Annotated in this window: 20 protein-coding genes and 1 pseudogene; 14 read left to right on the top strand and 7 right to left on the bottom strand. The window is 41.8% G+C overall.

Annotation, left to right across the window (positions count from 1 at the left end; translation table 11 throughout):
* Positions 1-11: 11 nt before the first annotated feature.
* Both guaA and R0123_RS05955 read right to left on the bottom strand, forming a co-directional pair.
* The gene (guaA, locus tag R0123_RS05960) at positions 12-1,574 is read right to left on the bottom strand and encodes a glutamine-hydrolyzing GMP synthase (RefSeq protein WP_323843423.1); all 1,563 of its coding nucleotides are present in this window, start codon (positions 1,572-1,574) and stop codon (positions 12-14) included.
* A 270-nt stretch (positions 1,575-1,844) separates the two neighbouring features.
* Positions 1,845-1,964 (bottom strand): annotated as a pseudogene (locus R0123_RS05955) (IS1595 family transposase); the annotation flags it as partial.
* 78 nt (positions 1,965-2,042) lie between these two features.
* Here R0123_RS05955 and R0123_RS05950 point away from each other — a divergent pair.
* A complete protein-coding gene (locus R0123_RS05950; protein ID WP_323843422.1) occupies positions 2,043-2,588 on the top strand; it encodes a lipocalin family protein in 546 nt (181 codons plus the stop codon).
* Positions 2,589-2,897: 309 nt separating this feature from the next.
* Here R0123_RS05950 and gyrB read toward each other — a convergent pair whose 3' ends face one another.
* From gyrB to dnaA, 4 genes are all read right to left on the bottom strand, one after another.
* Entirely contained in the window at positions 2,898-5,354 is a 2,457-nt protein-coding gene (gene gyrB / locus R0123_RS05945) for a DNA topoisomerase (ATP-hydrolyzing) subunit B (protein WP_323843421.1), read from the bottom strand.
* Positions 5,355-5,498: 144 nt separating this feature from the next.
* Entirely contained in the window at positions 5,499-6,647 is a 1,149-nt protein-coding gene (recF, locus tag R0123_RS05940; protein WP_323843420.1) for a DNA replication/repair protein RecF, read from the bottom strand.
* A gap of 26 nt (positions 6,648-6,673) precedes the next feature.
* Positions 6,674-7,828: a DNA polymerase III subunit beta gene (gene dnaN / locus R0123_RS05935; protein ID WP_323843419.1), complete on the bottom strand. Its 1,155-nt coding sequence runs from the start codon at positions 7,826-7,828 to the stop codon at positions 6,674-6,676.
* Between the two features lie 84 nt (positions 7,829-7,912).
* Complete coding sequence (gene dnaA / locus R0123_RS05930; RefSeq protein ID WP_323843418.1) at positions 7,913-9,295, bottom strand: chromosomal replication initiator protein DnaA; 1,383 nt, start codon at positions 9,293-9,295, stop codon at positions 7,913-7,915.
* A gap of 774 nt (positions 9,296-10,069) precedes the next feature.
* Here dnaA and rpmH point away from each other — a divergent pair.
* The 13 genes from rpmH (at position 10,070) to R0123_RS05865 (ending at position 22,662) form a co-directional block, all read left to right on the top strand.
* Complete coding sequence (gene rpmH / locus R0123_RS05925) at positions 10,070-10,204, top strand: 50S ribosomal protein L34 (protein ID WP_003662232.1); 135 nt, start codon at positions 10,070-10,072, stop codon at positions 10,202-10,204.
* Positions 10,205-10,286: 82 nt separating this feature from the next.
* Positions 10,287-10,658: a ribonuclease P protein component gene (gene rnpA / locus R0123_RS05920; RefSeq protein ID WP_323843417.1), complete on the top strand. Its 372-nt coding sequence runs from the start codon at positions 10,287-10,289 to the stop codon at positions 10,656-10,658.
* A gap of 22 nt (positions 10,659-10,680) precedes the next feature.
* Positions 10,681-11,010 carry a membrane protein insertion efficiency factor YidD gene (gene yidD, locus R0123_RS05915; RefSeq protein ID WP_323843416.1) on the top strand — a complete coding sequence of 110 codons (330 nt, stop codon included), beginning with the start codon at positions 10,681-10,683 and terminating at the stop codon, positions 11,008-11,010.
* A 151-nt stretch (positions 11,011-11,161) separates the two neighbouring features.
* Positions 11,162-12,802 carry a membrane protein insertase YidC gene (gene yidC / locus R0123_RS05910; RefSeq protein WP_323843415.1) on the top strand — a complete coding sequence of 547 codons (1,641 nt, stop codon included), beginning with the start codon at positions 11,162-11,164 and terminating at the stop codon, positions 12,800-12,802.
* A gap of 121 nt (positions 12,803-12,923) precedes the next feature.
* Positions 12,924-14,318: a tRNA uridine-5-carboxymethylaminomethyl(34) synthesis GTPase MnmE gene (gene mnmE / locus R0123_RS05905; RefSeq protein WP_323843414.1), complete on the top strand. Its 1,395-nt coding sequence runs from the start codon at positions 12,924-12,926 to the stop codon at positions 14,316-14,318.
* A gap of 9 nt (positions 14,319-14,327) precedes the next feature.
* Positions 14,328-14,795: a transcriptional regulator NrdR gene (gene nrdR, locus R0123_RS05900; protein ID WP_323841003.1), complete on the top strand. Its 468-nt coding sequence runs from the start codon at positions 14,328-14,330 to the stop codon at positions 14,793-14,795.
* A gap of 8 nt (positions 14,796-14,803) precedes the next feature.
* Positions 14,804-15,862 carry a bifunctional diaminohydroxyphosphoribosylaminopyrimidine deaminase/5-amino-6-(5-phosphoribosylamino)uracil reductase RibD gene (gene ribD / locus R0123_RS05895; protein WP_323841004.1) on the top strand — a complete coding sequence of 353 codons (1,059 nt, stop codon included), beginning with the start codon at positions 14,804-14,806 and terminating at the stop codon, positions 15,860-15,862.
* A gap of 311 nt (positions 15,863-16,173) precedes the next feature.
* A complete protein-coding gene (locus R0123_RS05890) occupies positions 16,174-16,833 on the top strand; it encodes a riboflavin synthase (protein WP_323841005.1) in 660 nt (219 codons plus the stop codon).
* 95 nt (positions 16,834-16,928) lie between these two features.
* A complete protein-coding gene (gene fmt / locus R0123_RS05885) occupies positions 16,929-17,948 on the top strand; it encodes a methionyl-tRNA formyltransferase (RefSeq protein ID WP_416381492.1) in 1,020 nt (339 codons plus the stop codon).
* Entirely contained in the window at positions 17,938-19,266 is a 1,329-nt protein-coding gene (gene rsmB, locus R0123_RS05880; RefSeq protein WP_323843413.1) for a 16S rRNA (cytosine(967)-C(5))-methyltransferase RsmB, read from the top strand. Before fmt ends, rsmB begins: the two co-directional genes overlap by 11 nt.
* Positions 19,267-19,366: 100 nt before the next feature.
* The gene (gene thrC / locus R0123_RS05875) at positions 19,367-20,782 is read left to right on the top strand and encodes a threonine synthase (protein ID WP_323841008.1); all 1,416 of its coding nucleotides are present in this window, start codon (positions 19,367-19,369) and stop codon (positions 20,780-20,782) included.
* Positions 20,783-20,852: 70 nt separating this feature from the next.
* Positions 20,853-22,058 (top strand): DNA-processing protein DprA, encoded by a 1,206-nt coding sequence (gene dprA / locus R0123_RS05870; protein WP_323843412.1) that lies wholly within the window; start codon positions 20,853-20,855, stop codon positions 22,056-22,058.
* Positions 22,036-22,662: an L-threonylcarbamoyladenylate synthase gene (locus R0123_RS05865; RefSeq protein ID WP_323843411.1), complete on the top strand. Its 627-nt coding sequence runs from the start codon at positions 22,036-22,038 to the stop codon at positions 22,660-22,662. Before dprA ends, R0123_RS05865 begins: the two co-directional genes overlap by 23 nt.
* Positions 22,663-22,830: 168 nt before the next feature.
* Here R0123_RS05865 and ribB read toward each other — a convergent pair whose 3' ends face one another.
* Complete coding sequence (ribB, locus tag R0123_RS05860) at positions 22,831-23,919, bottom strand: 3,4-dihydroxy-2-butanone-4-phosphate synthase (RefSeq protein ID WP_323843410.1); 1,089 nt, start codon at positions 23,917-23,919, stop codon at positions 22,831-22,833.
* Positions 23,920-24,197 lie beyond the last annotated feature (278 nt).

The following is a 24,197-nucleotide window of genomic DNA, read 5'->3' as shown; positions in this document are numbered from 1 at the left end:
AGTTTTATCAATTACTCCCACTCAATCGTCGCAGGCGGTTTGCTAGACACATCATAGACCACACGAGAGACATCAGTGATTTCATTCATAATGCGTGTTGAGATTTTATCCACCAAATCATAAGGCAAATGGGCAAAACGCGCGGTCATAAAATCCACCGTCTCCACTGCTCTGAGGGCAATCACCCACGCATAACGGCGACCGTCGCCGACCACGCCCACCGATTTAATCGGCTGAAACACCGCAAAGGCTTGGGCGGTTTTGTCGTACCAGCCAGACGCACGAAGCTCTTGCATAAAAATATCGTCCGCCACTCGCAAAATATCGGCATACTCTTTTTTGACTTCGCCCAAAATCCGCACGCCAAGCCCTGGGCCGGGAAAAGGGTGGCGATAAATCATTTCGGCAGGCAACCCAAGTGCCACGCCAATTTTTCGCACTTCGTCTTTAAACAAATCACGCAAAGGCTCAACCAATTCAAACGCCAAATCATCAGGCAATCCGCCGACATTGTGGTGCGATTTGATGGTGTGTGCCTTGCCGTTTTTGCTTTTGGCGGATTCAATCACATCAGGGTAAATTGTCCCTTGTGCCAAAAATTTAATGCCGTTTAATTTGCGTGCTTCATCGCTAAACACTTCAATAAATTCTCGTCCGATGATTTTGCGTTTGGCTTCTGGGTCGGTTACGCCTTTTAGTGCGTCCAAAAAGCGGTTTTCGGCATCGGCACGAATCACTTTGATACCCATATTATCGGCAAACATTTGCATCACTTGGTCGCCTTCGTTTAGGCGAAGTAACCCATTGTCCACAAACACGCAGGTCAATTTATCGCCAATGGCACGGTGCAAAAGCGCAGCCACCACCGAGCTGTCCACACCGCCAGACAAGCCCAAAAGCACTTCATTATCGCCGATTTGTGCTTGTAATTGTTTGATACGCATCTCAATGATGCTGTCTGAGTTCCACGCCTTGCCACAGCCACAAATGCTGTGGACAAAGTTTTGTAGCATTTGCGTGCCTTTTTGCGAATGGGTAACTTCTGGGTGAAATTGCACGCCGTACAACTGGCGATTTTCGTCCGATGCGGACGCAAACGGACAGCTTGGCGTGCTTGATGTGGCGACAAATCCGTCTGCCAATTTGGCAACTTTATCGCCGTGGCTCATCCACACTTGCGATTGGTTGTGGGCATCTGCCGTATCGGCTAGCAATTTGTCTTGGGCGACAATGTCAATTTTGGCATAGCCAAATTCTTTGATGTCGCCTGCTTGCACCACCCCGCCAAGCTGTGCCGTCATCGCCTGAAAGCCGTAGCAAATGCCCAAAACAGGCACGCCAAGGTCAAACACCGCTTGGGGGATTTTGGGGCTACCGTCCATATACACGCTTTCGGGCCCGCCTGATAAAATCACGCCTTTTGCCCCAAAGTTTTGGATAAAATTATCGGCAACATCAAAAGGGTGCAACTCACTGTACACGCCAATTTCACGCACACGGCGAGCGATAAGCTGGCTGTATTGTGAGCCAAAGTCTAGGATTAAAATGCGGTCGGCGGTGATATTTTTGGTCATTTGGATTGCCTTTATTGGGGAAAAATTGCTTGATATTTTAACATTTTTTGATGGATTTGGCGACCAAGATTTTTCGTGAGAATTTTATCAAACTGTGCTAGGATAATTTTTTAAATGTAAACGGAAAGATTGGTGTGATTTTATTTCATAGAAGTCCAACAGAATTGATTAAAGACAGCTACATTGGTTATGGATTTTCAAAAATAAATTTTTCAGAATATCAAGATGTTGACGATTTATTAAAATGTTTAGGGCTGTAGTAGATAAGCCCTAAACCCCACACCATTTTCTGGGTATTCTAAGCCGATTATAGGCAAGCCATAGTTAAAACGAAACTCGCATTCTTTGATAAAAAGATAAAAGTTTTTTCTTCTCCATGCCATTGTATTTTATCACTTTTATGGTATATCATATTTTGTACTCTACCATACCCCTTTGTTTAAACACTTTTGTCTTTTAAGGATTTTTATGTCTCGTATTGTAATGGGTCTTTGTATAACCCTTGTTTTAGGATTGACCGCTTGCACCAGTATGCCCAATACCCCCACCAACCCACCTGCCACCGTGGCAAAGGTTGATTTGCCACGCTATATGGGTTCTTGGCAAGAAGTGGCAAGATTGCCCATGTTTTTTCAAAGAAACTGCACTAAAGACAGCAGGGCAAATTACACCTTGACCAAAGATGGCGAACAAACCGTGGTGCAGGTGGTCAATAGCTGCCTTAACAAAGATGGCAAGCGTATCCAAGCACACGCCATCGCAAAACCTGTGGGCGATGCCAAACTTAAGGTAAATTTTGCCCCCAAGTTTGTCAGAGCATTGGGTATTGGCAATGCCGATTATTGGGTGCTGGCACTTGATGACGATTACCGCTATGCGATGGTTGGTACGCCTGACAAGCGTTATTTGTGGCTTTTGGCTCGTGAGCAAATGCCTACGGATATCCAAAACCGCTACATTGCACTTGCCAAATCACAAGGCTATCCCACCCAAGATTTGGTTTTTGATGAATAAAATCCTAAAAAAATCCTACAAAAGTTACCCTAATTTCTGCAGGATTTTTACACCCTTCTAAATACTATACAAACCCAAATAATTACTTAGGCCCTAGACTAGAAAAATCAAAAAATCTTACTTAATAATACAAAAGCATTTGATAATCTTTTTTGAGCTTATAAGTGCTTAACTTAGTGTTATACCTCATGTTTCTGGTCTAGCATGGGGTAGACTACTGGTGCAGAGTCATTTTTTTAATCAAAAAACAAAAAATGCGACTGGAATGATCAGCAGCCGCATTTTGATAGGGGTAATAAGCCTGATGAATTAGATATCTACATCAGCATTCAATGCATTTTCCTCAATAAAAATACGGCGTGGCTCAACCTCATCACCCATCAGGCAATTAAACAGGTGGTCCGCTGCGATGGCGTCTTCAATGGTGATTTTAAGCATTCGACGATTCTCTGGGTCCATCGTGGTCTCCCAAAGCTGATCGGCATTCATCTCACCCAAACCCTTGTAACGCTGTATGCTCATACCACGCCGTGCATCCGCCATCATATACCCCCACAAATAATGAAAGTCTTTGATTGCCAAATCCTTCTCGCCACGACGCAAAAATGCATCAACCCCCAGTACCGTATTCCATTCACCAGATAACCTATATAACCTTGCATACTCAGCAGAATTTAAAAATCCCGCATCAAGTGTATAATATTGAGGCAAACGATGAACAAATATCGTTACTCGAGGTAACCATTGCTGCTTTTGAGCATCATCAGAACTCACAGCTTCAATCAACGCCACTTGTGGCGATAAATTACCAGCAATCTCACTCAATTTAACTTGCAGCTTATCCGCCCATGCTTGAACGCTAGATTTATCTTTAAAATCAGCATCAAACTTCGGTATCAAGGTTAAGGCATCAAGCAATTGTGGTGGATATTTATTTTGCAATCGGCTTTTAACAACCTGTGATTGGTTATAATTATTGAGCAATTTTTCAAGTGCCATGCCAGTAATTGCAGGTGCATCTTTACTTAAAAACAGCTGGTTTTCATCAATTGTTGATGACAGCAAATAAGATTTTAACGCCTCATCATCTTTTAAATAAAGCTCATGCTTGCCTTTTTTGACTTTATATAATGGCGGTTGAGCGATATAAATATGCCCACGCTCAATCAGTTCTGGCATTTGGCGAAAAAAGAAAGTCAAAAGCAATGTGCGAATATGAGAGCCATCTACATCCGCATCGGTCATAATGATGATTTTGTGATAGCGAAGTTTATCAACATTATATTCATCAGCACCAATACCAGTGCCAAGTGCCGTGATGAGCGTTCCAACCTCAGCAGATGAGAGCATCTTGTCAAATCTGGCACGCTCTACATTTAAAATCTTGCCTTTTAATGGTAAAATCGCCTGCATTTTACGGTTACGACCCTGCTTGGCACTACCACCTGCCGAATCACCCTCAACAATATACAGTTCGGACAAAGCAGGATCTTTTTCTTGACAATCAGCCAGCTTACCTGGCAAACCTGCAATATCCAGCGAAGTCTTACGGCGAGTCATTTCACGAGCCTTGCGAGCCGCCTCTCTAGCACGAGCTGCATCAATAATTTTACCAGAAATGGCTTTGGCAGCCGCTGGATTTTCCAGTAGATACTCACTTAGGCGTTCGTGCATGGTCGTTTCAACAGCAGACTTTACCTCACTAGACACCAGTTTATCTTTAGTCTGAGAACTGAATTTTGGGTCAGGAACTTTGACAGAGACAATCGCCACCAAACCTTCTCGTGCATCATCACCTGTTACCTGAACCTTTTCTTTTTTGCCAATGTTTTCACTTTCCATGTAGTGATTTAGACAGCGAGTGAGTGCCGAACGAAACCCCGATAAATGCGTACCCCCATCTTTTTGCGGTATATTATTGGTAAAGCACAGCACTTTTTCTGTGTAGCTATCCGACCATTGTAGAGCCACCTCCACACCAATACCCTCTACTCCTTGTGCGGTAAAATGAAAAATATCGTTCAGGGTCTGCTTACCCTCATTGATGAAAGTAACAAATTCAGATAGCCCTCCTTTATGCTCAAAAACCTGAACTCTATCATCTCGCTCATCAGTCAGTACAATACGCACACCAGAATTTAAAAAAGATAGTTCACGCAGACGCTTGGCAAGAATATCGTAATCAAAAATTGTGCCACTAAAAATCTCATCACTTGGATAGAATCTAACCTGCGTACCAGTCCGATCAGTCGGCTCAACTTGCCTTAACTCAAAGTCAGGCACGCCATCAGTATAATTTTGAGTATACGAATATCCATCACGCCAAATATTTAAAATCAATCTTTTGGACAAAGCATTAACCACCGATACACCAACGCCATGCAGGCCGCCAGAGACTTTATAGGAGTTGTCATCAAACTTACCGCCAGCGTGCAGAACCGTCATAATAACTTGTGCTGCAGACACCCCTTCTTCTGGGTGAATATCCACAGGAATGCCACGGCCGTTGTCCATGACCGACACCGATTCATCCTCATGAATCACGATATTAATCTCATCACAATGCCCAGCCAAAGCCTCATCAATGGCATTGTCCACCACCTCAAACACCATATGATGCAGACCTGTGCCATCATCGGTATCGCCAATGTACATGCCCGGACGGACACGCACTGCCTCAAGCCCCCTTAAAACTCGGATGTTTTTTGAGCTGTATTCATTATTTTGAGGGTTGTGAGATTCGCTGTGTTGCGTTTGCTCAGTCATGAAAAATCCTTAGATATTGCACTTATTTGACACCTTAATAAGCACAATCAAATATCAAAAATAAGTATTATTATAGCATTTTTTTCAAAAAAAAGCATGGATAAACACCGCCCAAACCCCAATAAAATAATACACTTTCAACCCTTAACACCCGCTTTTTTCAAAAATCTCACCCTGCTCCACATGGAACACTTTCAACTCATTTATATGTCGATTATTTTTCATCATTTTTTGACAGATTTTATCAGCTGTACTGTCTTGCAGACTGGTAATAAAAAGCTGACAAGGTAAAGATAATACTGTATCAAAAAACACCTCCATCGCCTCATCATCAAGCTCAGCATCAATATCGTCAATCAAAACGACAGGTTTAACATTTTTTAGATACCGACAAATCATTTGCAACTGAGACAGCTTTAAAGCAATAATCAACAGTTTTTTTTCGCCACGAGATAGTACATTTACTGCCTGCTCTCGCAATTTCACACCATCTTTATTCACCTGCTTTAAACCCACCATCACATCTGCACGGTGAGCACCTACACGGGTATAGCCAAGCTCCTTATCCTGTTCAAGCCGATTTTTCAAGGTCTCAAACAAACCCGTCTTTACATCAAAACCTGCCTGATAAGTCAAATACAGTTCGTCTTGATAGCTTGGTAACAATCGCCCTATCATTTGATTAAAAAAACTTTGCCATTCATCAAATACCTTTTGTCTACATTCATGTAAAGCAGCGGCATGTACCGATAAAGCACAATCCCAAGCATTCAGCTCACTTAGGGATAAAAAAGGCGATTTTAATAAAGAATTACGCTGTTTTAATAATCTTTGATAAGACAGCCATTCTGGGTAAAATTGATGTTCCACATGAAACACTAGCCAGTCTAACATCTGCCTGCGATTGGCACTACCCTCTTCTAAGACCATCATACCAGTCGGATCAATCAGTAATGTTGGTAGTAAAAATGATAAAGTACTTTGACTATTTACAGTATTTTGATTTACCTTTAATAGTGTTGTAGCAAAGTTTGATGAGTCAAGTTGCTTTTGGATGGCGATGGTCTGCAAATGGTCAATGCTCGCCCAGACGGTGCAAGATTTGGCGTGGTGCTGAATGTAGCGTTTGGGTTCATGATGGCGAAAACTTTTTCCCCGAGAAAGTAAAAACACCGCTTCTAATAGCGATGTTTTTCCACTGCCATTCTTCCCAATAATCAAATTGCAATCTGCTAATAACAAAGATGCTTGGGATAGATTTCGCAAGGTATGTATGCGTAACTCGTTAATCATACTTGATACAATCGCAATACAATTACCTACACACGCATCGGCATGACGACATATTGATGATTCATCTCATCACCCACTTGATAAATCAGTGCAGGCTTAACAGACTCGGTCATTTCAATACGCACATCACCATTAAGCACTCTTAAAACCGCACGCAAATAAGCCTCATTAAACGACACCTCCAATGGCTCACCCTCGTAGCTGACCGCCAAATTTTCCTCAGCGGCATCTTGTTCTCGGTTATTAACACTGACTCTGACGGTATCGGCTTGTGCAAAGTTAAACAGTACGCCTGGCGCATCCTTATTCACCAAAATCGATAAGCGACGCAAAACTTCACCCATCTCTTCTTCATTAAACACCACCGATTTATCATAATTTGACGGCAACACACGACGATAATCAGGGAACTTGCCCTCAATCAATCTTGCCACAACCCCCACTTGCATTCCACAATATTCACTATCATCACTAAATACAAGCGACACTTGCATAAATTCATCATCAAAACTAAGCGATACTTGCTCATCATTGCTGGTTTTGGCAATCTCACCAAGCAGCCGTTCAAGCTCACCAACCGCCTTGCCAGGCATAATGATTCGTCGCTCATCGTAGTTTGCATCTAGTACTCGATGTGCTACCGCCAAACGATGACCGTCAGTTGCTACGGCAGTTAATTTATCCCCATCAATCTCAAACAACATACCTGTCAAATAATGACGCACATCTTGGGTTGCCATAGCAAATCGAGTATGACTGATTAAATCATGCAATATATCACGAGAAATCTGTAACGACACAGTAATACCTGGCTCACCAATACTAGGAAAGTCCTGAGCTGGCAAAGTTTTTAAGGTATATTTTGCCCTGCCATCTGTTACCAAGCAACGCGTTTGATTGGCATCAAGCGTTATGACAGCATCTGATAAAGTCTTACAAATGACAAATAATTTTTCAGCAGGTAAAGTAGTCTGACCTGCTTCAACGCACGCACCCTCAGGTATGCTAACAGTGGCGGTCAACTCAACCTCCAAATCAGACGCCACAAGCGTTAGTAAGTCCTCTGTCAAAACAAACTTAATATTTGCCAAAATTGGTCCAATACGATGGTGCTTATCAGCGGCCTTAGCAACCAAACTGATGGCATTGATCAAAACATCACGACTGATGGTTAATTTCATTATTATCTTCCTATTACACTTTATTACCGCTTATGGTACCCACTTTTTGATGTAAACACAAGTTCTGTTTAATGCTTACATCCATCACTCAAATTCCAAAGTTGCTTTTAGTGCCTGATAGGCTTTCTCTACCTTAGCATCACCGACTCGCAATTCCTCAATCGCTTTACAGGCATGCATGACTGTTGTATGGTCTCGACCACCAAAAAACTGCCCAATTTCAGGGAAGCTATCTTGGGTTAGCTCACGAATGAGCGACATCGCCATCTGACGGGGTCGCACAATATTGCGAGCCCGCTTTTTACCCATCAAATCTTTGGTGGATACACCATAGTATTGTGCCACCAAATCACGAATATTATCAGCATTAACCGCTCGTGCACGAGCCTCAACATGGTCTTTAATGGCGTGACGCACCAATGTCAGCGTCACAGGCTCTTGTAACATGGTATGATTGGCATGAACTTGGTTGAGCGCCCCTTCTAGGCGTCGCACATCTGGTGCGACATTCTGCGCAATAAATAAAGCACATTCTTTGGGCAGTACCATATTAAGCATGCTCGCCTTTTTTTCCAAGATTTGCACACGCATGTCAATATCTGGTGGCTCAATAAGCAAATTTAACCCACCTGAAAAACGAGATTTAAAACGCTCATCAAAATTATTTAATTGGGTTGGTTGCCTGTCAGATGCCAGAATAATACGATGCTGTTTATTTTTACTAAATTCACTAAAAATCGTCAAAAGCAGCTCTGAAAATTTTGGTGCAGATTTTGCGTTAATCAGATGAATATCATCAATAATCAGCAAGTCCACCTTGCAAATCCTCTTAACCAGCTGATCAACTTTATTATCACGAAAAGCATCTTTAGTGATGCGAAAAAAGTGATCTTTGGTCAAACAGCAAAATCTCAAACCAGACTTTTGATAGCGGTGCGCCACCGCATGCATCAAATGCGTCTTCCCCAAGCCTGACGAGCCATACAAAAATACAAGTGGGTACAAACTCTCACCTGCTTTCTTGGCCAAATCATAACAAGCATTATAAGCAAAAGCATTTGATTTACCTTTGACAAATACATCAAAGGTGTAAGCCTCTTCAATCTGCTCACTCTCTTCAATTTGGGTGCTAACTTTACTTTTTTTGGTTGGCTTTTCGCTTTTTGGGGCACTCTCTGTCACTTGAGCCACTTCCAAACGCACAGCATGCACACCCTCTGGTGCATGCTTTTGCACCAGACGCTCAATCAAATCAATATACTCTTCATTAACACGATTGATAAAATACTGGTTAATCGCTGACAATACCAGCACATCGCCATCCATGCTTGGTTTTAGCGGTGATAGCCAACGCAAAAAGTCAGCCTCTGACACCTCAAAAGACAGCTCTTGTAGGCATCGCTGCCAAAAATCAAGCGAAAAAGTGGTTCTGTCAGGCGACACCACCCTTTCATCAAATAATGACATACCCATCAATCCTTCACGACAAACTGATTAAAAAAAATAATAAAAAAGTTAAAAAACACCACATTAAATCCAGACAAATGATAAAGCAATTACCACACTAATCTGCCACACCCTCAATAAAAAATAGGGCGTAAGCACGCCTTCATCTAAAGACAGGTGAATATTAGCATAGATTTTAAAGTTTTTAAAGAAAAATTTTCTGTGGATAACTTTATGGTAAAAACTGTGGATAAGTTTTTATTGTGGATTAATCACAGTATTTAAACATTAATTTAACATACTTTTCCACAATATAAGTATATAATATTTAGTATAATTTTTTAGTTATCCACAAAAATTATACTCTATTATTACTACCAACAATAAATTTATAATATAATAGATAAAAAACACCAAACCTGTGGATAACTTTTTTTATTTTGATTAAATTAAGTAGTATTTTTACATATCCTCCTATGATTCTGGTAGAAAAAGTAGTTGCTAGAATAACTTTGTGAAATAAACACAATGCTTTTTAAATCAGATTTAGAAATTTAAAAAAATGAATTGATTATAGTATCACAATAATAATTCAAACCCTCATCTTGACATGGTGAAAAAACCTTGATAGAATAGTACCGTCTTTTCGCTAATTTTAGCGAGCGACCTAATTAGAAAGTCTTAAGTGTGATTGTTAGTTAAATGCTAATCATCGAACTGTGACATACAAAAAAAGTCTTCACTTATTCCAGCTTCTGCAGAGCTTAGTGATGCCTACCAACCTTAAGGTGTATTATGAAACGTACTTTTCAACCAAGCGTATTAAAGCGTAAGCGTACCCACGGTTTCCGTGCTCGTATGGCCACTAAAAAAGGCCGTCAAGTCCTAGCACGCCGTCGCGCCAAAGGCCGTCATCGTCTAACTGTATAAACGATGAAATAAAAAAGCACCACTTGCTGGTGCTTTTTTATTACCTATTTTACACATATTTATATCTTTTGGTAGGGTCATCATGAGTCATCCGTCATTTTGTTTTAATAAGATGCAGCGATTGTTAAAGCCTGCTGAATTCAAGACCGTTTTTGATACGGCGGTCAAAAAAATCCACTCCGAACATTGTTTAATTTTTGTTCGGGTAAACGACAAAGATGTGCCACGATTGGGGCTTGCCATCACCAAAAAAAAGCTCAAGCATGCTGTTGTGCGTAACCGATTAAAACGCATTACCAAAGAGGTGTTTCGACTCAATCAGCATGAGTTAGCTAATGTGGATTTGGTGCTTATTGTTAAGAAAAGCTACACAAAAGATTGCGATATTTTTAATGAGATTGTTAAAATTTTTGAAGTGGCAAAATTAAAATATCCAAGACTAAAAATAGATTAGATTTGTAAATTGGTATTTGTGTATGATTAAACGATGCTTGCTTGGGTTGGTTTACTTTTATCAAAAATTCATCAGTCCGAGTATGTCGGCTCGCTGTCGTTATTATCCAACTTGCTCAGAATATGGCCGTCAGGCTTTGGTTTGGCATGATACAAAAAAAGGAGCGTTTTTGGTTCTTAAGCGTGTGCTGAGCTGCCATCCATGGGGAGGTTCTGGTGTGGATTTTGTGCCTGTACCAATGTATTTGTATCGCTACGATGTGTTTTTTGCACCAAGTCGTAATGTTGGTTTTGGTGTATTTGTTGATGAATTTGGTTATGTTTCTCGTCTAAATTGGCTGATGAGAAGGTAAAGCTGGACTGGGTTTGCTGGCTATTTTTAAATATTTTCTAGGATTTTATATAAAAGTTTAGTAGAATAAACGATTTTCTCATAAGTTTATTGACGAATTTTGATAATGCACGCTTAATGTGTACCTCAAATGCTTTGTTAGGAATCATGCCATGCAAAAAATTCTTCGGATTTTAATCATTGTTGCCATACTCATCACAACTTATCTGCTTGTGTTGGCTTGGCGTGATGATGCGGCTAACACCCCAAAAGTTGCATCCGCAACCACTCAGGCTGCAACTATAGATTTGCCAAATGCTAATGCAGGTGATGTGCCAACCACAACCAATGCCTCATCGGACCCAGCTACGACAGCATTAGATGGTCAGTTGATTAGCGTCTCAACCGATCGCTACGACATTCGTATCAACCCTGTAGGTGGTGATATTGTACATGCTGCTTTAAAACAGTATGATGCTACACTAAATGGCAATGAACCTTTTGTATTGCTTGAATCAAGTGCTCGAACTTATGTGGCCCAATCGGGTTTGATTGGGCAAGATGGTATTGATACGTCTGCAGGTCGTGCCACTTACACCAGTCCACAAATGCATTATGAGATGGGTGAAAACGGCACGCTAGAAGTGCCTTTGGTTTATCAAAAAGATGGTGTTACCATTACCAAAACCTATGCCTTTAAAGCGGGTGGTTATCCAATTGATTTAAGCTACAATATTAATAATGCATCAGCATCAGCTTGGCAGGGCCAGATGTACGCTCAGTTGAAACGCGATGATAGTGCCGACCCTGGCGTTGAAGATAAGGGTATGATGGGCATGGCGACCTATTTGGGTGGTGCTTGGGGCACGCCTGATGATCCGTACAACAAGCTAAAATTTGGTAATTTTAACGATGGCGAGTTAAGTGTTGCCAGTCGTGATGGCTGGGTGGGTATTGTGCAACACTATTTTGTCTCTGCGTGGACGCCAGGTGATTTTGATGCACAGTTTTATAGTCGCAACAATGGCAATGATCATTTTATCGGCTTTAATAGCCCTGTGATTAATGTTGATGCGGGTAAGCAAATTACGATGAATGCCACGCTTTACGCTGGACCAAAAGTGCAAAAAGAACTTGCATCTGTGGCAGTAGGCCTTGAAAAGACTGTGGATTACGGCTTTCTTTGGCCCATCTCCAAAACTTTATTTGCGGTATTAGAGGTGCTTTATAAGCTCTTTGGTAACTGGGGTTGGGCAATTATTGGCCTGACTATTTTGGTGAAGATCGCTTTGTTTTGGCTGTCCAACAAAAGTTATACTTCAATGGCAAAAATGCGTGCCATTGCTCCAAAGTTGCAAGCCCTAAAAGATAAGCATGGCGATGACCGCATGGCGATGAGTCAGGAGATGATGCAATTGTACCGTGATGAGAAGGTTAATCCGATGGCAGGATGCTTACCAATTCTTATCCAGATGCCGATTTTTTTAGGTCTGTATTGGTGCTTGGTTGAATCTGTGGAATTGCGTCACGCCCCTTGGATTTTGTGGATTAAGGACTTGTCGGCGATGGATCCTTGGTTGATTTTACCAATCTTGATGACGGCAACAATGTTTATCCAGCAGCTCTTAAACCCTCAGCCTGCTGATCCAATGCAAGCTAAGATGATGAAAATTATGCCATTGGTGTTTGCGGCATTCATGCTATTTTTCCCTGCTGGTCTGGTGCTATACTGGACGGTGAATAACTTATTTAGTATGATCCATCAGCACTGGGTGAATAAACGTGTTGAAAAACTAACCCGAGTACAAGTTTAATCTGATTGATTTGGCAAAAAGATCCTGCTGATATGGTGGGATTTTTTTTTGCACCAAGATCGCCTATTTTATAAAAAAAATGTTACAATAAAAAGTTAATTGGTAAAAAAAAGGGTTTGTTATGACGCAGGTTGTCGTACAGCAGCCAACCATCGCCGCTATTGCCACACCCATTGGGCAAGGTGGTGTGGGTGTCATTCGTTTATCGGGTAAGAATGCCTATAAAATCGGTTGTCAAATTAGCCAAAAAAATACACTGATACCACGCCATGCTCATTTTGCTAAATTTTTAGGTGAAAGTGGTGTGATTGATGAAGGGGTGGTGATTTATTTTAAGGCTCCGCACTCATTTACAGGTGAGGATGTGGTTGAGATTCAGGGGCATGGTGGTGTAGTTTTGCAAAATATGCTCTTGTCTCGCTGTTTTGAGCTTGGGGCAAGGCAGGCGACAGCAGGTGAGTTTTCCATGCGTGCCTTTGAAAATGGTAAAATTGATCTTGTGCAGGCTGAAGCGATTGCTGATGCGATTAGCGCCACATCAATGGCTCAGGCAACAAGTGCCATTCGTTCGTTGTCTGGTAATTTTTCTAATAAAATCAACGGGTTATTGGAAAAATTAACTAATATTCGCCTTTATGTTGAGGCGAGTATTGATTTTCCAGATGAAGGGGATGTGGATTTTTTGTCCGATGGGGTAATTGAGAGTAAGATCAATGAGATTTTGGGGCAATTGGACGACATTCTAGCTACCGCTGAGCAAGGTCAGTTGCTTAGAGATGGCGTGCATGTGGTGTTGGCAGGTAGGCCAAACGCTGGCAAGTCTAGCCTACTAAACCGCTTGGCAGGTGTGGAACGAGCCATCGTTACCGATGTGGCAGGGACAACTCGTGATATTTTAGAGGAGCGTATCAATCTTGGTGGATTGGTGATACACTTGACGGACACCGCAGGATTAAGACAGACTGATGATAAAGTTGAGCAACTTGGTATTCATCGTGCAAAAGATGCAATCCATCGTGCTGATGTGCTACTTGTGGTGCATGATGTTGCAACAAAGGTTGATCTTAAGGTGTTTGTTGAAGAATTGCTGGGTTCTGATGAAACTGATCGAACTGATGAGATTTTGCAAAAACTGCTTGTTGTTATCAATAAAGTTGATTTACTCAATGATGTTCCACATGAAACTTTTTATATAAAAGATCAGTTAATTGTACCTACTTATGTTTCATGTGAAACAGGTTGGGGTATTGATGAATTAATTGATAGATTAAAAGATAAGGTGGGGTTTCACCCCCCAGAAAACGGATTGATTGCCCGCACTCGTCATATTGATGCTTTAAAGCGTGCTAAGAAACATACGCTAGACGCAAAGGAACAATTGACTGTATTTTTTGCCGGTGAATTAGTGGCAGAGAGTCTTAGATTATCCCAACAGGCATTGGGCGAGATAACAGGGCGAGTGACGGCAGATGAGTTGCTTGGTAAAATCTTTTCAAGTTTTTGTATCGGTAAATAAAGGATAAAAATGTATTGCCCTTATTGTAATGCAGTTGACACCAAGGTAATAGACTCTCGATTGGCGGCGGAGGGTGCGCAGGTACGCCGTCGCCGCCAATGTACTGAATGCGGTGAGCGTTTTACGACTTTTGAGGTGGTTGAGGTGGTTATGCCACGCATTATTAAGTCTAATGGACGCATCGAGCCATACGACCATAGTAAATTGCGTCGTTCAATCTCGCTACCTTTGCAAAAACGCCCCATCACTATTGATGAAATAGATGCAACCATCAGTCGCATTGAGCAAAAGCTTCGTAATATGGGTGAAAGAGAGGTGTCAAGTAAAACTTTGGGTGAGGTGGTGATGTCAGAACTGAGGTTGTTGGATGATGTTGCTTATGTGCGTTTTGCTAGTATCTATCGAGATTTTCAGGATATTGCAGCCTTTCAGGCGGAGCTTGCAAACATTCATGCTGATTTGCAGGTTAAAGGATGAATGGCGGTATGTCGTTTGTTGATGTTGATAAAGATTATACATCTGAAGATGTATATTACATGACACTCGCCATCAATGAGGCTAAAAAAGGTAGTTTTACTACAAAACCGAACCCTGCGGTTGGTTGTGTTATTGTTAAGAATGGCTTAATAATTGGTCGAGGTTTTCACCCAAAATCAGGCTTGCCTCATGCTGAGATTTATGCCTTGCAAGATGCACAAAACCAGGGTTTTGATACACAGGGTGCAACCGCCTATGTAACACTTGAACCTTGTAGCCATACAGGCAAAACCCCGCCTTGTGCTGATGCGCTCATTAAATCTGGCATCTTGCGTGTAGTGATTGCCTGTCTTGATGTTAACCCACTTGTGTCAGGAAATGGCGTAAAAAAGCTTATGGATGCTGGTGTTGTGGTTACTGTTGGGGTGTGTGAAAAAGAAGCTTATGAATTGAATGTGGGATTCTTGACTGCTATGCAAATGGATAGGCCGTATGTACGCCTAAAAATGGCAATGAGTCTAGATGGCCGCATTGCGATGCAAAGCGGTGAATCCAAATGGATTACGGGTAATGAAGCACGAGAAGATGTGCAAAAATTGCGTGCTAAGAGTGGGGCGATCATCACGGGCTCTGGGACAATCATCGCTGATGACCCTGCGTTGAATGTGCGTTCTTTGTGTTTGGGTGTTGATTTAAGCGAAATTATTCAGCCAAAAATTGTGATTGTAGATAGGCGAAACCTGTTGAGTGATGACAGTTACTATCAGGTTTTCCAATGTCATGACACACTGCTTTGGCGTGGTGATTTACCTGAATTACTTACTTACTTAAAGTCTGTGCAGTGTTATGATGTACTGGTGGAATCTGGTGGTCGGTTGGCAGCGGCTTTTATTGAGCAAGACTTGGTTGATGAATTGGTTGTTTATCAGGCACCCTGTATTTTGGGTGCTAAAGCATATCCTGCATTTGATTTGGTATTGAGCAAACTGTCTGAACAAAAACGCTTTAAAATGGTCAGTCACGAGCGGATTGGTGGTGATTTGAAATTGGTATTTAAGAGGATTTGATTGGTATTGATGGTGTGAAATTTTGTTGTGGATAACTTATGTTGTTTTATTTTTTATTTAAAGATATTTTGTATTTAATGTATTGATTTTACTTGATTTTTTATAAATATAATGAAGCTGATTTGATGGTGTTTGCTACTTTCTTTGATTGTGGATATTTTTCTATTAAGCTGGTATTGCATGATTTTTTTAAGAGTAGTGGGTGTATGTATGAGTATATTTAACCAAAGAAAAAGAATCAGCAAAAACTAACCGAGTGGCTGATATTAGATTTAGCTTGGGTGTGAGTAGGTATTTAAAAGAGATGGGTTATGTTTACAGGTATTATTGAGGCGACAGGTGTGCTGACAGCGATTACTCCCATGGGTGGTGATGTGCGATTAAGCATCTGTGCGTCAAATCTTGATTTGAGCGATGTAAAATTGGGTGATTCGATTGCATCTAATGGCATCTGTCTTACTGTGGTGGCGGTTGATGGTGATGATTATACTGTTGATGTTTCACGAGAAACATTGCTTGTTACTGCATTAAATACATGGAAGGTGGGTGATACTTTAAATCTTGAAAAGGCCATGTTGCCAACTACTCGTTTTGGTGGGCATATTGTGGCAGGACATGTTGATGGCGTAGGTAAAATCGCCAAAATTGCCAAAGATGCACGTTCGGTGTATGTTGAGATTGTTATTCCTGCTGAGCTGATGAAGTATACTGCTGACAAGGGTTCGATTACGGTTGATGGCGTCAGCTTGACAACCAATCACATCAGACCATCAGAAAATACGGTCTGTCTAAATATCATTCCGCATACGGCCAAGATGACAAATATTGTGCGTCATTGGGTGGTTGGCCGTTCTGTGAATATTGAAGTGGATTTGGTGGCACGATATTTGGAGCGGTTGATTGGTGTAAAAAATGACAAGTTGCAAAGTCAGATTACCGAGGCGCTACTAATAAAGAGTGGTTTTTGTTAACTAAAACCAATAAATAAAAATATTGAAATGTAGCTTGAATGTTGATGTCAATAATATTTGTGTTGATTAAAAACTGATAAAACAAAATGGATGGAATGAGAATGGTGGCTGATAAAAAATTGCGTGTGATTTTTGCTGGTACGCCAGAGTTTGCCAGAGTTTCTTTGCAAGCATTGATAGATAACCAAGAGGTGCTCAATCTAGATATTGTTGCTGTCTATACTCAGCCGGACCGCAGGGCGGGGCGTGGCCAGAAAATGACCGCAAGCCCTGTTAAAGAATTGGCCTTATCATATAATATTCCTGTGGAGCAACCTGTAAGTTTTGGCTTAAAGCATGAGTTGGGGCGGGTTTCGCGTGAAATACTGGCAAATTATCAGCCAGATGTGATGATCGTGGCGGCTTATGGCTTAATTTTACCACTTGGGGTATTAAATATCCCAACCTTTGGTTGCTTAAATATTCATGCATCACTACTGCCTAGATGGCGTGGCGCCGCCCCCATTCATCGGGCCATTTTATCGGGTGATGACAAAACAGGTATCACCATCATGCAAATGGCATTGGGGTTGGATACCGGTGATATGCTGTATAAGGTGGAGTGTGATATTGCTGATACCGAAGCCACGCATGGTTTGCATGATAAGTTGGCTCAGCTTGGTGCTTTGGCAATCACTACGGTGCTTAAAGATTTGGAGGGCTATCAGGCACAAAAAATTGCACAAGATGACACTCAAGCCAGCTATGCTGAGAAAGTTACTACCGATGAAGGGCAAATCAACTGGCTAAAACCTGCTTTTGAAATCAGTCGCCAGATTCGTGCTTTAAATGCCTACACCTTTTTAAATGGCGAACGCATTAAGATGATAGAATGCCTACCCATTAAGGTTGCTCAGACAACTTTTGAGCCAGCGGGAAAAATTATCAGTGTGGGGCGCAAGGCGATTTTGATTGCTTGCGGTCAGGACAGCAATGGCCAAAGTCACTTGATTAATATCACCAAAATGCAATGGGCGGGAGGTAAACCTTTGACTGCTGAGCAAATTGCAGTAGGGGATAAGCTTCAAGATGGTGAGATGTTCGATGGCTTCATTGGAGCAAAAAATGCAAATTAATCAAAAGCTATCCGTCCGAGCAAATGTTATTTTGACACTTGAAAAAATCAATAATGGCAGCTCGTTATCGGCATTGCTTGATGGATTGCTAAATGGTGTTAAGGATAATGAAAAAGGTTTTGCGCATGAGTTGCTGTTAGGTACGCTACGGGGGTGGTATGCTTTAAATCGTATCGGTGAGAGCTTGATTAAAGTGCCGCCGAGCGATGTTGGCATTATTTGTGCATTAAATATGGGTTTGTATGAACTGTTGTATATGAATACACCCAGCTATGCTGTCATCAATGAAACTTTAAATGCGTTGAAAGCGATTGGAAAAAATTATGGTGCAGGCCTGATTAATGCCATATTGCGTAAAGTTGCTGATGATAAAGGTAGGTTTTTTAAAAAAGTCAATAAAAATCATAGTTTGCCCAATTGGTTGGCTAAGCAATTTAAAAAAGATTGGGTGGAGTATTATGATGATTTGGGGTGGAGTCTACGCAATAACGCCCCGATATTTTTAAGGGTTAATCCAAAATTTACCACGATTGATGATTATGTCGATTTGCTAAAACAAGCCAAAATTGCCTTTGAGGTGGTGTCGCTTGGTATTGCTGATGCAAAGACGATTAAGTTGATTGGTGGTGTAAAAATTCACAACCTGCCTCATTTTGCTGATGGTTGGGTGAGTGTGCAAGATCGTCATGCGCAGATTTGCGGACATATTTTATCAAAGCTGGATTTGCCTAAGTCGGTTAAAATACTTGATGCTTGCACAGCACCTGGGGGTAAGTTGGCACAGGTCTTGGAGTTATCTGAAAGCGGCGTGTTTCATGTGGAACACGCTTTGGCATTTGATGATGACGAGCATCGTTTAAAACGAGTGCATGAGAATTTGGCGCGTTTAGGTTTGTCTGATTTGGCCAGTGTTGTTTGTGCTGATGGCCGAGACTATCGGGCGGATGAGTCTTTTGATGTCATCATACTTGATGCACCATGTACAGCAACAGGAGTGATTCGCAGACACCCTGATATTACCTTGCTTCGCACCGAAGATGATGTGATGCAGACAGTTGGCTTGCAGGCGGATATTTTGTCAAATATGTGGAAAAATTTGACGGTTGGTGGTTATTTGCTGTATATCACTTGCTCATTATTGAAGGTGGAAAATGAGGGGCAGATATTGAGATTTTTAGCAAAAAACAACGATGCCAAAGTGGTGGCATTTGGTTTGAATCTGCCCAATCAAATTAGGCAGGCGGTTGGTTATCAGTGTTTGCCATTAAGCTGTGATGATGGAGATGGCTTTTACTATGCGTTGATGCAAAAGGTGTGAATGCCAAAGCTGATAAGTCAGTCTGTGAATAAAATTTCGTTTTGCTGTGAAGTTATGCTAAAATTCGGCTCGTTGATTTTTTTTAAATTTTGGGAAAGCCATGAAATATGTCAGTACTCGTGGGCAGACCGCCCCCATGTTGTTTAGTGATGTTTTACTAATGGGTCTTGCACCTGATGGCGGCTTAATGCTGCCTAAGTCTTATCCTGTAATTGATAGACAGACTTTAGATGATTGGCGTGCGTTGTCATATGCAGAATTGGCATTTGAAATCATGTCTTTATTTGTTACTGACATTCCAAAAGATGATTTAAGAGGCCTTATTAACAAGACTTATACAAAAGCAACTTTTAATAGCGATGACATTACACCTGTTACTTGTTTGTATGATGACATGATGTTGCTTGAGCTGTCAAATGGGCCAACACTTGCTTTTAAAGATATGGCAATGCAGTTTTTGGGTAATGCTTTTGAGTATGTACTAAAACAAAAAGGTGAGCGTTTGACCATTATTGGTGCGACATCGGGCGATACGGGCTCTGCAGCAGAATATGCTTTGCGTGGCAAGGATAATATCGAGGTGTTCATGATGTCGCCACATGGCAAAATGAGTGCTTTTCAGCGTGCACAAATGTACAGTTTGAATGATGATAATATTCACAATCTTGCCATTAAAGGTATGTTTGATGATTGTCAGGATATTGTTAAGTCGCTCCAAGAAGACGCCCAATTTAAAGAAAAATATAGTCTTGGTACAGTCAATTCTATCAACTGGGGTCGCATTCTTGCCCAAATTGTTTATTATTTTAAGGGCTATTTTGGTGCAACGACAAGTAATGATGAGCGAGTCAGTTTTTGTGTACCGTCTGGTAATTTTGGCAATATTTGTGCAGCTCATATCGCGCGTGAGATGGGCTTGCCAATAGACCGCCTGATTGTCGCAACCAACGAAAATGATGTTTTGAATGAATTTTTTAATACGGGTAATTATGCACCACGCAAGGCGAGCGAGACCTATGTGACATCCAGTCCATCAATGGATATTTCCAAGGCGTCGAATTTTGAGCGATTCATCTATCTGTTGCTTGATAAAGATACTGATAAAGTGAGTGTACTGTTTAATGATGTTAGGGCTGGCAAAGGCTTTGATATTAAAGATAGGCTTGCTGATATTCAAGGTAGATTTGGCTTTGTGGCAGGTAAATCTACGCATGGCGATCGCCTAAATACCATCAAAAAGGTCTATGCTGACACGGGTCGCTTAATTGATCCTCATACTGCTGATGGTGTGAAGGTGGCTCTTGATGTAAAAAAAATGGGCGAGAAAATTGTTGTCGCTGAGACTGCATTGCCGATTAAGTTTGAAGAAACAATGGTTGAGGCGTTGGGTGCGATTGATTTGCCACGACCTGAGCATACCGTAGGGCTTGAAGAAAAAGAGCAGTTTGTTACTGTGCTGGACAATAAAGCAGAGCTGGTGGTTGAGCAAATCAAAAAATTTGTTACTGCGCGATGATTAAGCATAATAAGACAGCTGGTTGTGCGGTGATTTGGCTGTTTTAACCGATTGTGAAGAATTTAAACTCATGTCATATCAACAACTTAGCACCCACTCTGCTGTACTTGCTTTGTGGTACATTGTCAATACTTCGTTATCATCTTACTATAAGCTGATTGATGCTTTTGGTGATGCGTACTCAGCACTATCAATGACGGTTGGTGATTGGCGTGCATTATCCCTTCACTCTGCTCATATAAAGCGTTTTGAGGATGCTGATGATGTGCTTGCTTTTGTGTCGCGAGTGCTTGATGAGGTATCTTATGGAGCGTATAGGGTGTTGTTTGTGGGTGATGATGACTACCCAGTTCAATTAATCAATATCTATGATCCACCACCTGTATTGTTTTATCGAGGTTGTGTTGAGAGACTTAAGGATAAGCAGATTGCGATGGTGGGTAGTCGCAACCCTACCGAGATGGCTAGGAAGATTACCTTTGATATGGCGCAGTACTTGGTGCAGTCAGGATTTAGCGTTACTAGTGGTCTGGCACAGGGTGTGGATAGGGCGGCACATCTAGGGGCGTTAGAGCAGTTGGTATGTTTTGGACGCACCATTGGGGTGATGGGGACGGGCATTGATGTATGCTATCCAAAAAATCACAATGCCTTATTCGCTCAAATTATCCAAGAAGGCGGTGTTTTAATTACTGAGCTTTTGCCAGGTACACCAGCCAGCAAGCATACTTTTCCGCGTCGTAATCGTTTGGTGGCGGGTTTGTCGCTTGCGACAGTGGTTACCGAGGCTGCCTTACAAAGTGGTTCTCTCATTACAGCACGCCTAGCAGCTGAGCAGGGCAAGCAGGTATTTGCTGTACCAAGTACGATTCATAATAAGAATGCTGAAGGTTGTCACCATTTGATTCGTGAGGGGGCGACCTTGATATATCACCCCAATCAAATCATAGAAGAGCTTGGTAATGATGCTGTGTATAGTGCCCTACCAAAGACTTTCTCTCGTGGTGTTTCTGCATTTGTTGATGATGAGATGAATGACCTTATGCCAAAAACATCGCAACTCCTCCATACGCATGCTCAAAAGCCTGCGCCGATGGTACCAGAGCATTTACAGGATCTGTGGGTGTGCTTAAGTAATAATCCTAAGGACTTAGATGCTCTTGTGACGGAAATGGCAGTGGATACAGGTATGTTGCTTGCAAGACTGATGGAGTTAGAGTTGTTGGGTTTGGTGCAACAGGTTGGGGGTCGCTATGGCAGAGCCAAAGATTTTTAAAAAAGACGATATTGACAGGGCGGCCAACTTTATTAAAGCTGGCGGCATACTAGCATACCCCAGTGAAAGCGTATGGGGGCTTGGCTGTGATGCGTTTAACGATGTGGCAATTGAGCGAATTTTTCAATTAAAATCTCGTCCGTCACACAAGGGTTTGATTGTGCTGACTGATGGTGTGGATAAATTAATGCCGTTGTTTTATCATTTACCAAAAGGCGTACAAGCTGATTTATTGCAAAAAATTCACGCCTTGAATGATGCTTTTGATGTCAAAACAGCCATGCGGGCACAAACTTGGCTTGTCCCAATGGCAAAATCCTTACAATTACCTAAGATTTTGACAAATGGTTGTGATACTTTGGCAGTGCGTGTAACACGGCATTTGCCCCTGGTGCAGATTTGTCAAGCGATCACTGATGATAGCAATCCTTATGGTTTTTTGGTATCAACCAGTTGTAACCTAAGTGGCAAACCGTCTGCGTTGAATCTAGAACAGGCAATGGATTATTTTGGTGAGCAGGTGGCTTATTTGGATGCACCGACCTTAGGCTTTATTCAGCCAAGTCAGATTGTTGATGTGGTAACAGGTACCATACTACGCTGATTCACCCCCCCCTCTTTTTTAGAAGTAAATCTCCTTGTAAATCGCATGGCTTGGCTATGTTTGTGAGCTGAATTTGGCAAATATTTGTATTGATTTTGTCCTAAAAATAGCCAGATTCTCTAAAACATAACCAAACCGTTAACTTGTGTGCTTAGAGCGTATGGTGATTTATTTCGGAGCACTGATGGATTCAACGATATTTAAGTCGAAACCTGAAATGTTAAACTTGGCAGGGCTTGAAAGTAGCTGCATATCTCGCACGCCCAAAAGTTTTAGGATTTGTGCACCCACGCCAATGGTACGATAGGGTTCACTTTCTTCATGAATGCTGTTGTTTTGTTGGCATTTATCCAAAGCGTTGCTGATGTCTAGGGTTTTGCCTTCGTCAATCCATAAAAATACGCCTTGTTCACTATTTGCAATGGCTTGTAGTGCTAAGTGCATATCCCAACCGTCTTTGACATTGGCACCAAAGAGGTCTTTTAGGGGGTTTAGGCTGTGCACTCTTACGGTGCTTATGCCATGTTTAAGGTCTCCTTTGACCAAGGCGATGTGTGTTTGGCTTGTGCCATATTCTCTAAAACGATGCAATTTGAATGTGCCAAACTTGGTGTTTATCGTGCCACTATCAATCAATTCAACGGTTTGCTCATTGGTCATGCGATAATGAATGAGGTCGGCGATGGTGCCGATTTTTAGCCCATGTTCTTTGGCAAAAATTTCTAGATCATCACGGCGAGCCATTTCACCATTGGGTTTAATGATTTCACAAATCACTGCCGATGGTTCAAGACCTGCCAAGCGTGCCAAGTCGCAACCTGCTTCGGTATGCCCAGCACGGTGTAGAACCCCGCCTTTTTTGGCGATGATAGGAAAGATGTGCCCTGGACTGACGATGTCAGCTGGCTTGGCGTATGGTGCGATGGCACGCTGTACGGTCAAGGCTCTGTCGGCAGCTGAAATACCTGTGGTAACACCCTCGGCAGCCTCAATGGATACGGTGAAATTGGTGCTAAATTTTGCACCATTTTTACCACTCATTAGCCCAAGATTGAGCTGTTCTGCTCGCTCCTCAGTGATGGTTAGGCACACCAAACCCCTTGCGTGTGTAATCATAAAGTTGATGGCCTCAGGCGTGATGTGGCTGGACGCAATGACGATGTCGCCTTCATTTTCTCGGTCTTCATCATCCATTAAGATGACCATTTTACCTGCTTTGATGTCCTCAATGATTTCGGTAGCGGTGTTTAGTGCCATGATTTTCTGCCTAGTTGAGTGGTTGGAGTTGCCAAAAGATATGGGGGTAGTTTGGTAATTATAAAGGGTTTTGGGTGAATTTTGGGAAAAATTATGAGAGGTTGGTTTTGGTGTGTCTTTTAAAGCATTCATCAAATCATGGGATTTTATTTCGTTTTTAATGGGCGTTATAGGTGTTAGTCGCCCAAGTGGAAAAATTGACTATTTTAACTGCTTGGGTCGGTTTGCTCTTGGTTGTCAAAGCCATATTTGTGATAGGGGGTAATATGGCGTTTGAT

The sequence above is a fragment of the Moraxella sp. Pampa genome (assembly GCF_035181385.1).
GTDB lineage: Bacteria > Pseudomonadota > Gammaproteobacteria > Pseudomonadales > Moraxellaceae > Moraxella.
The sequence above is the reverse complement of the archived record's forward strand: the minus strand, read 5'-3'. Positions and strand labels throughout refer to the sequence as shown.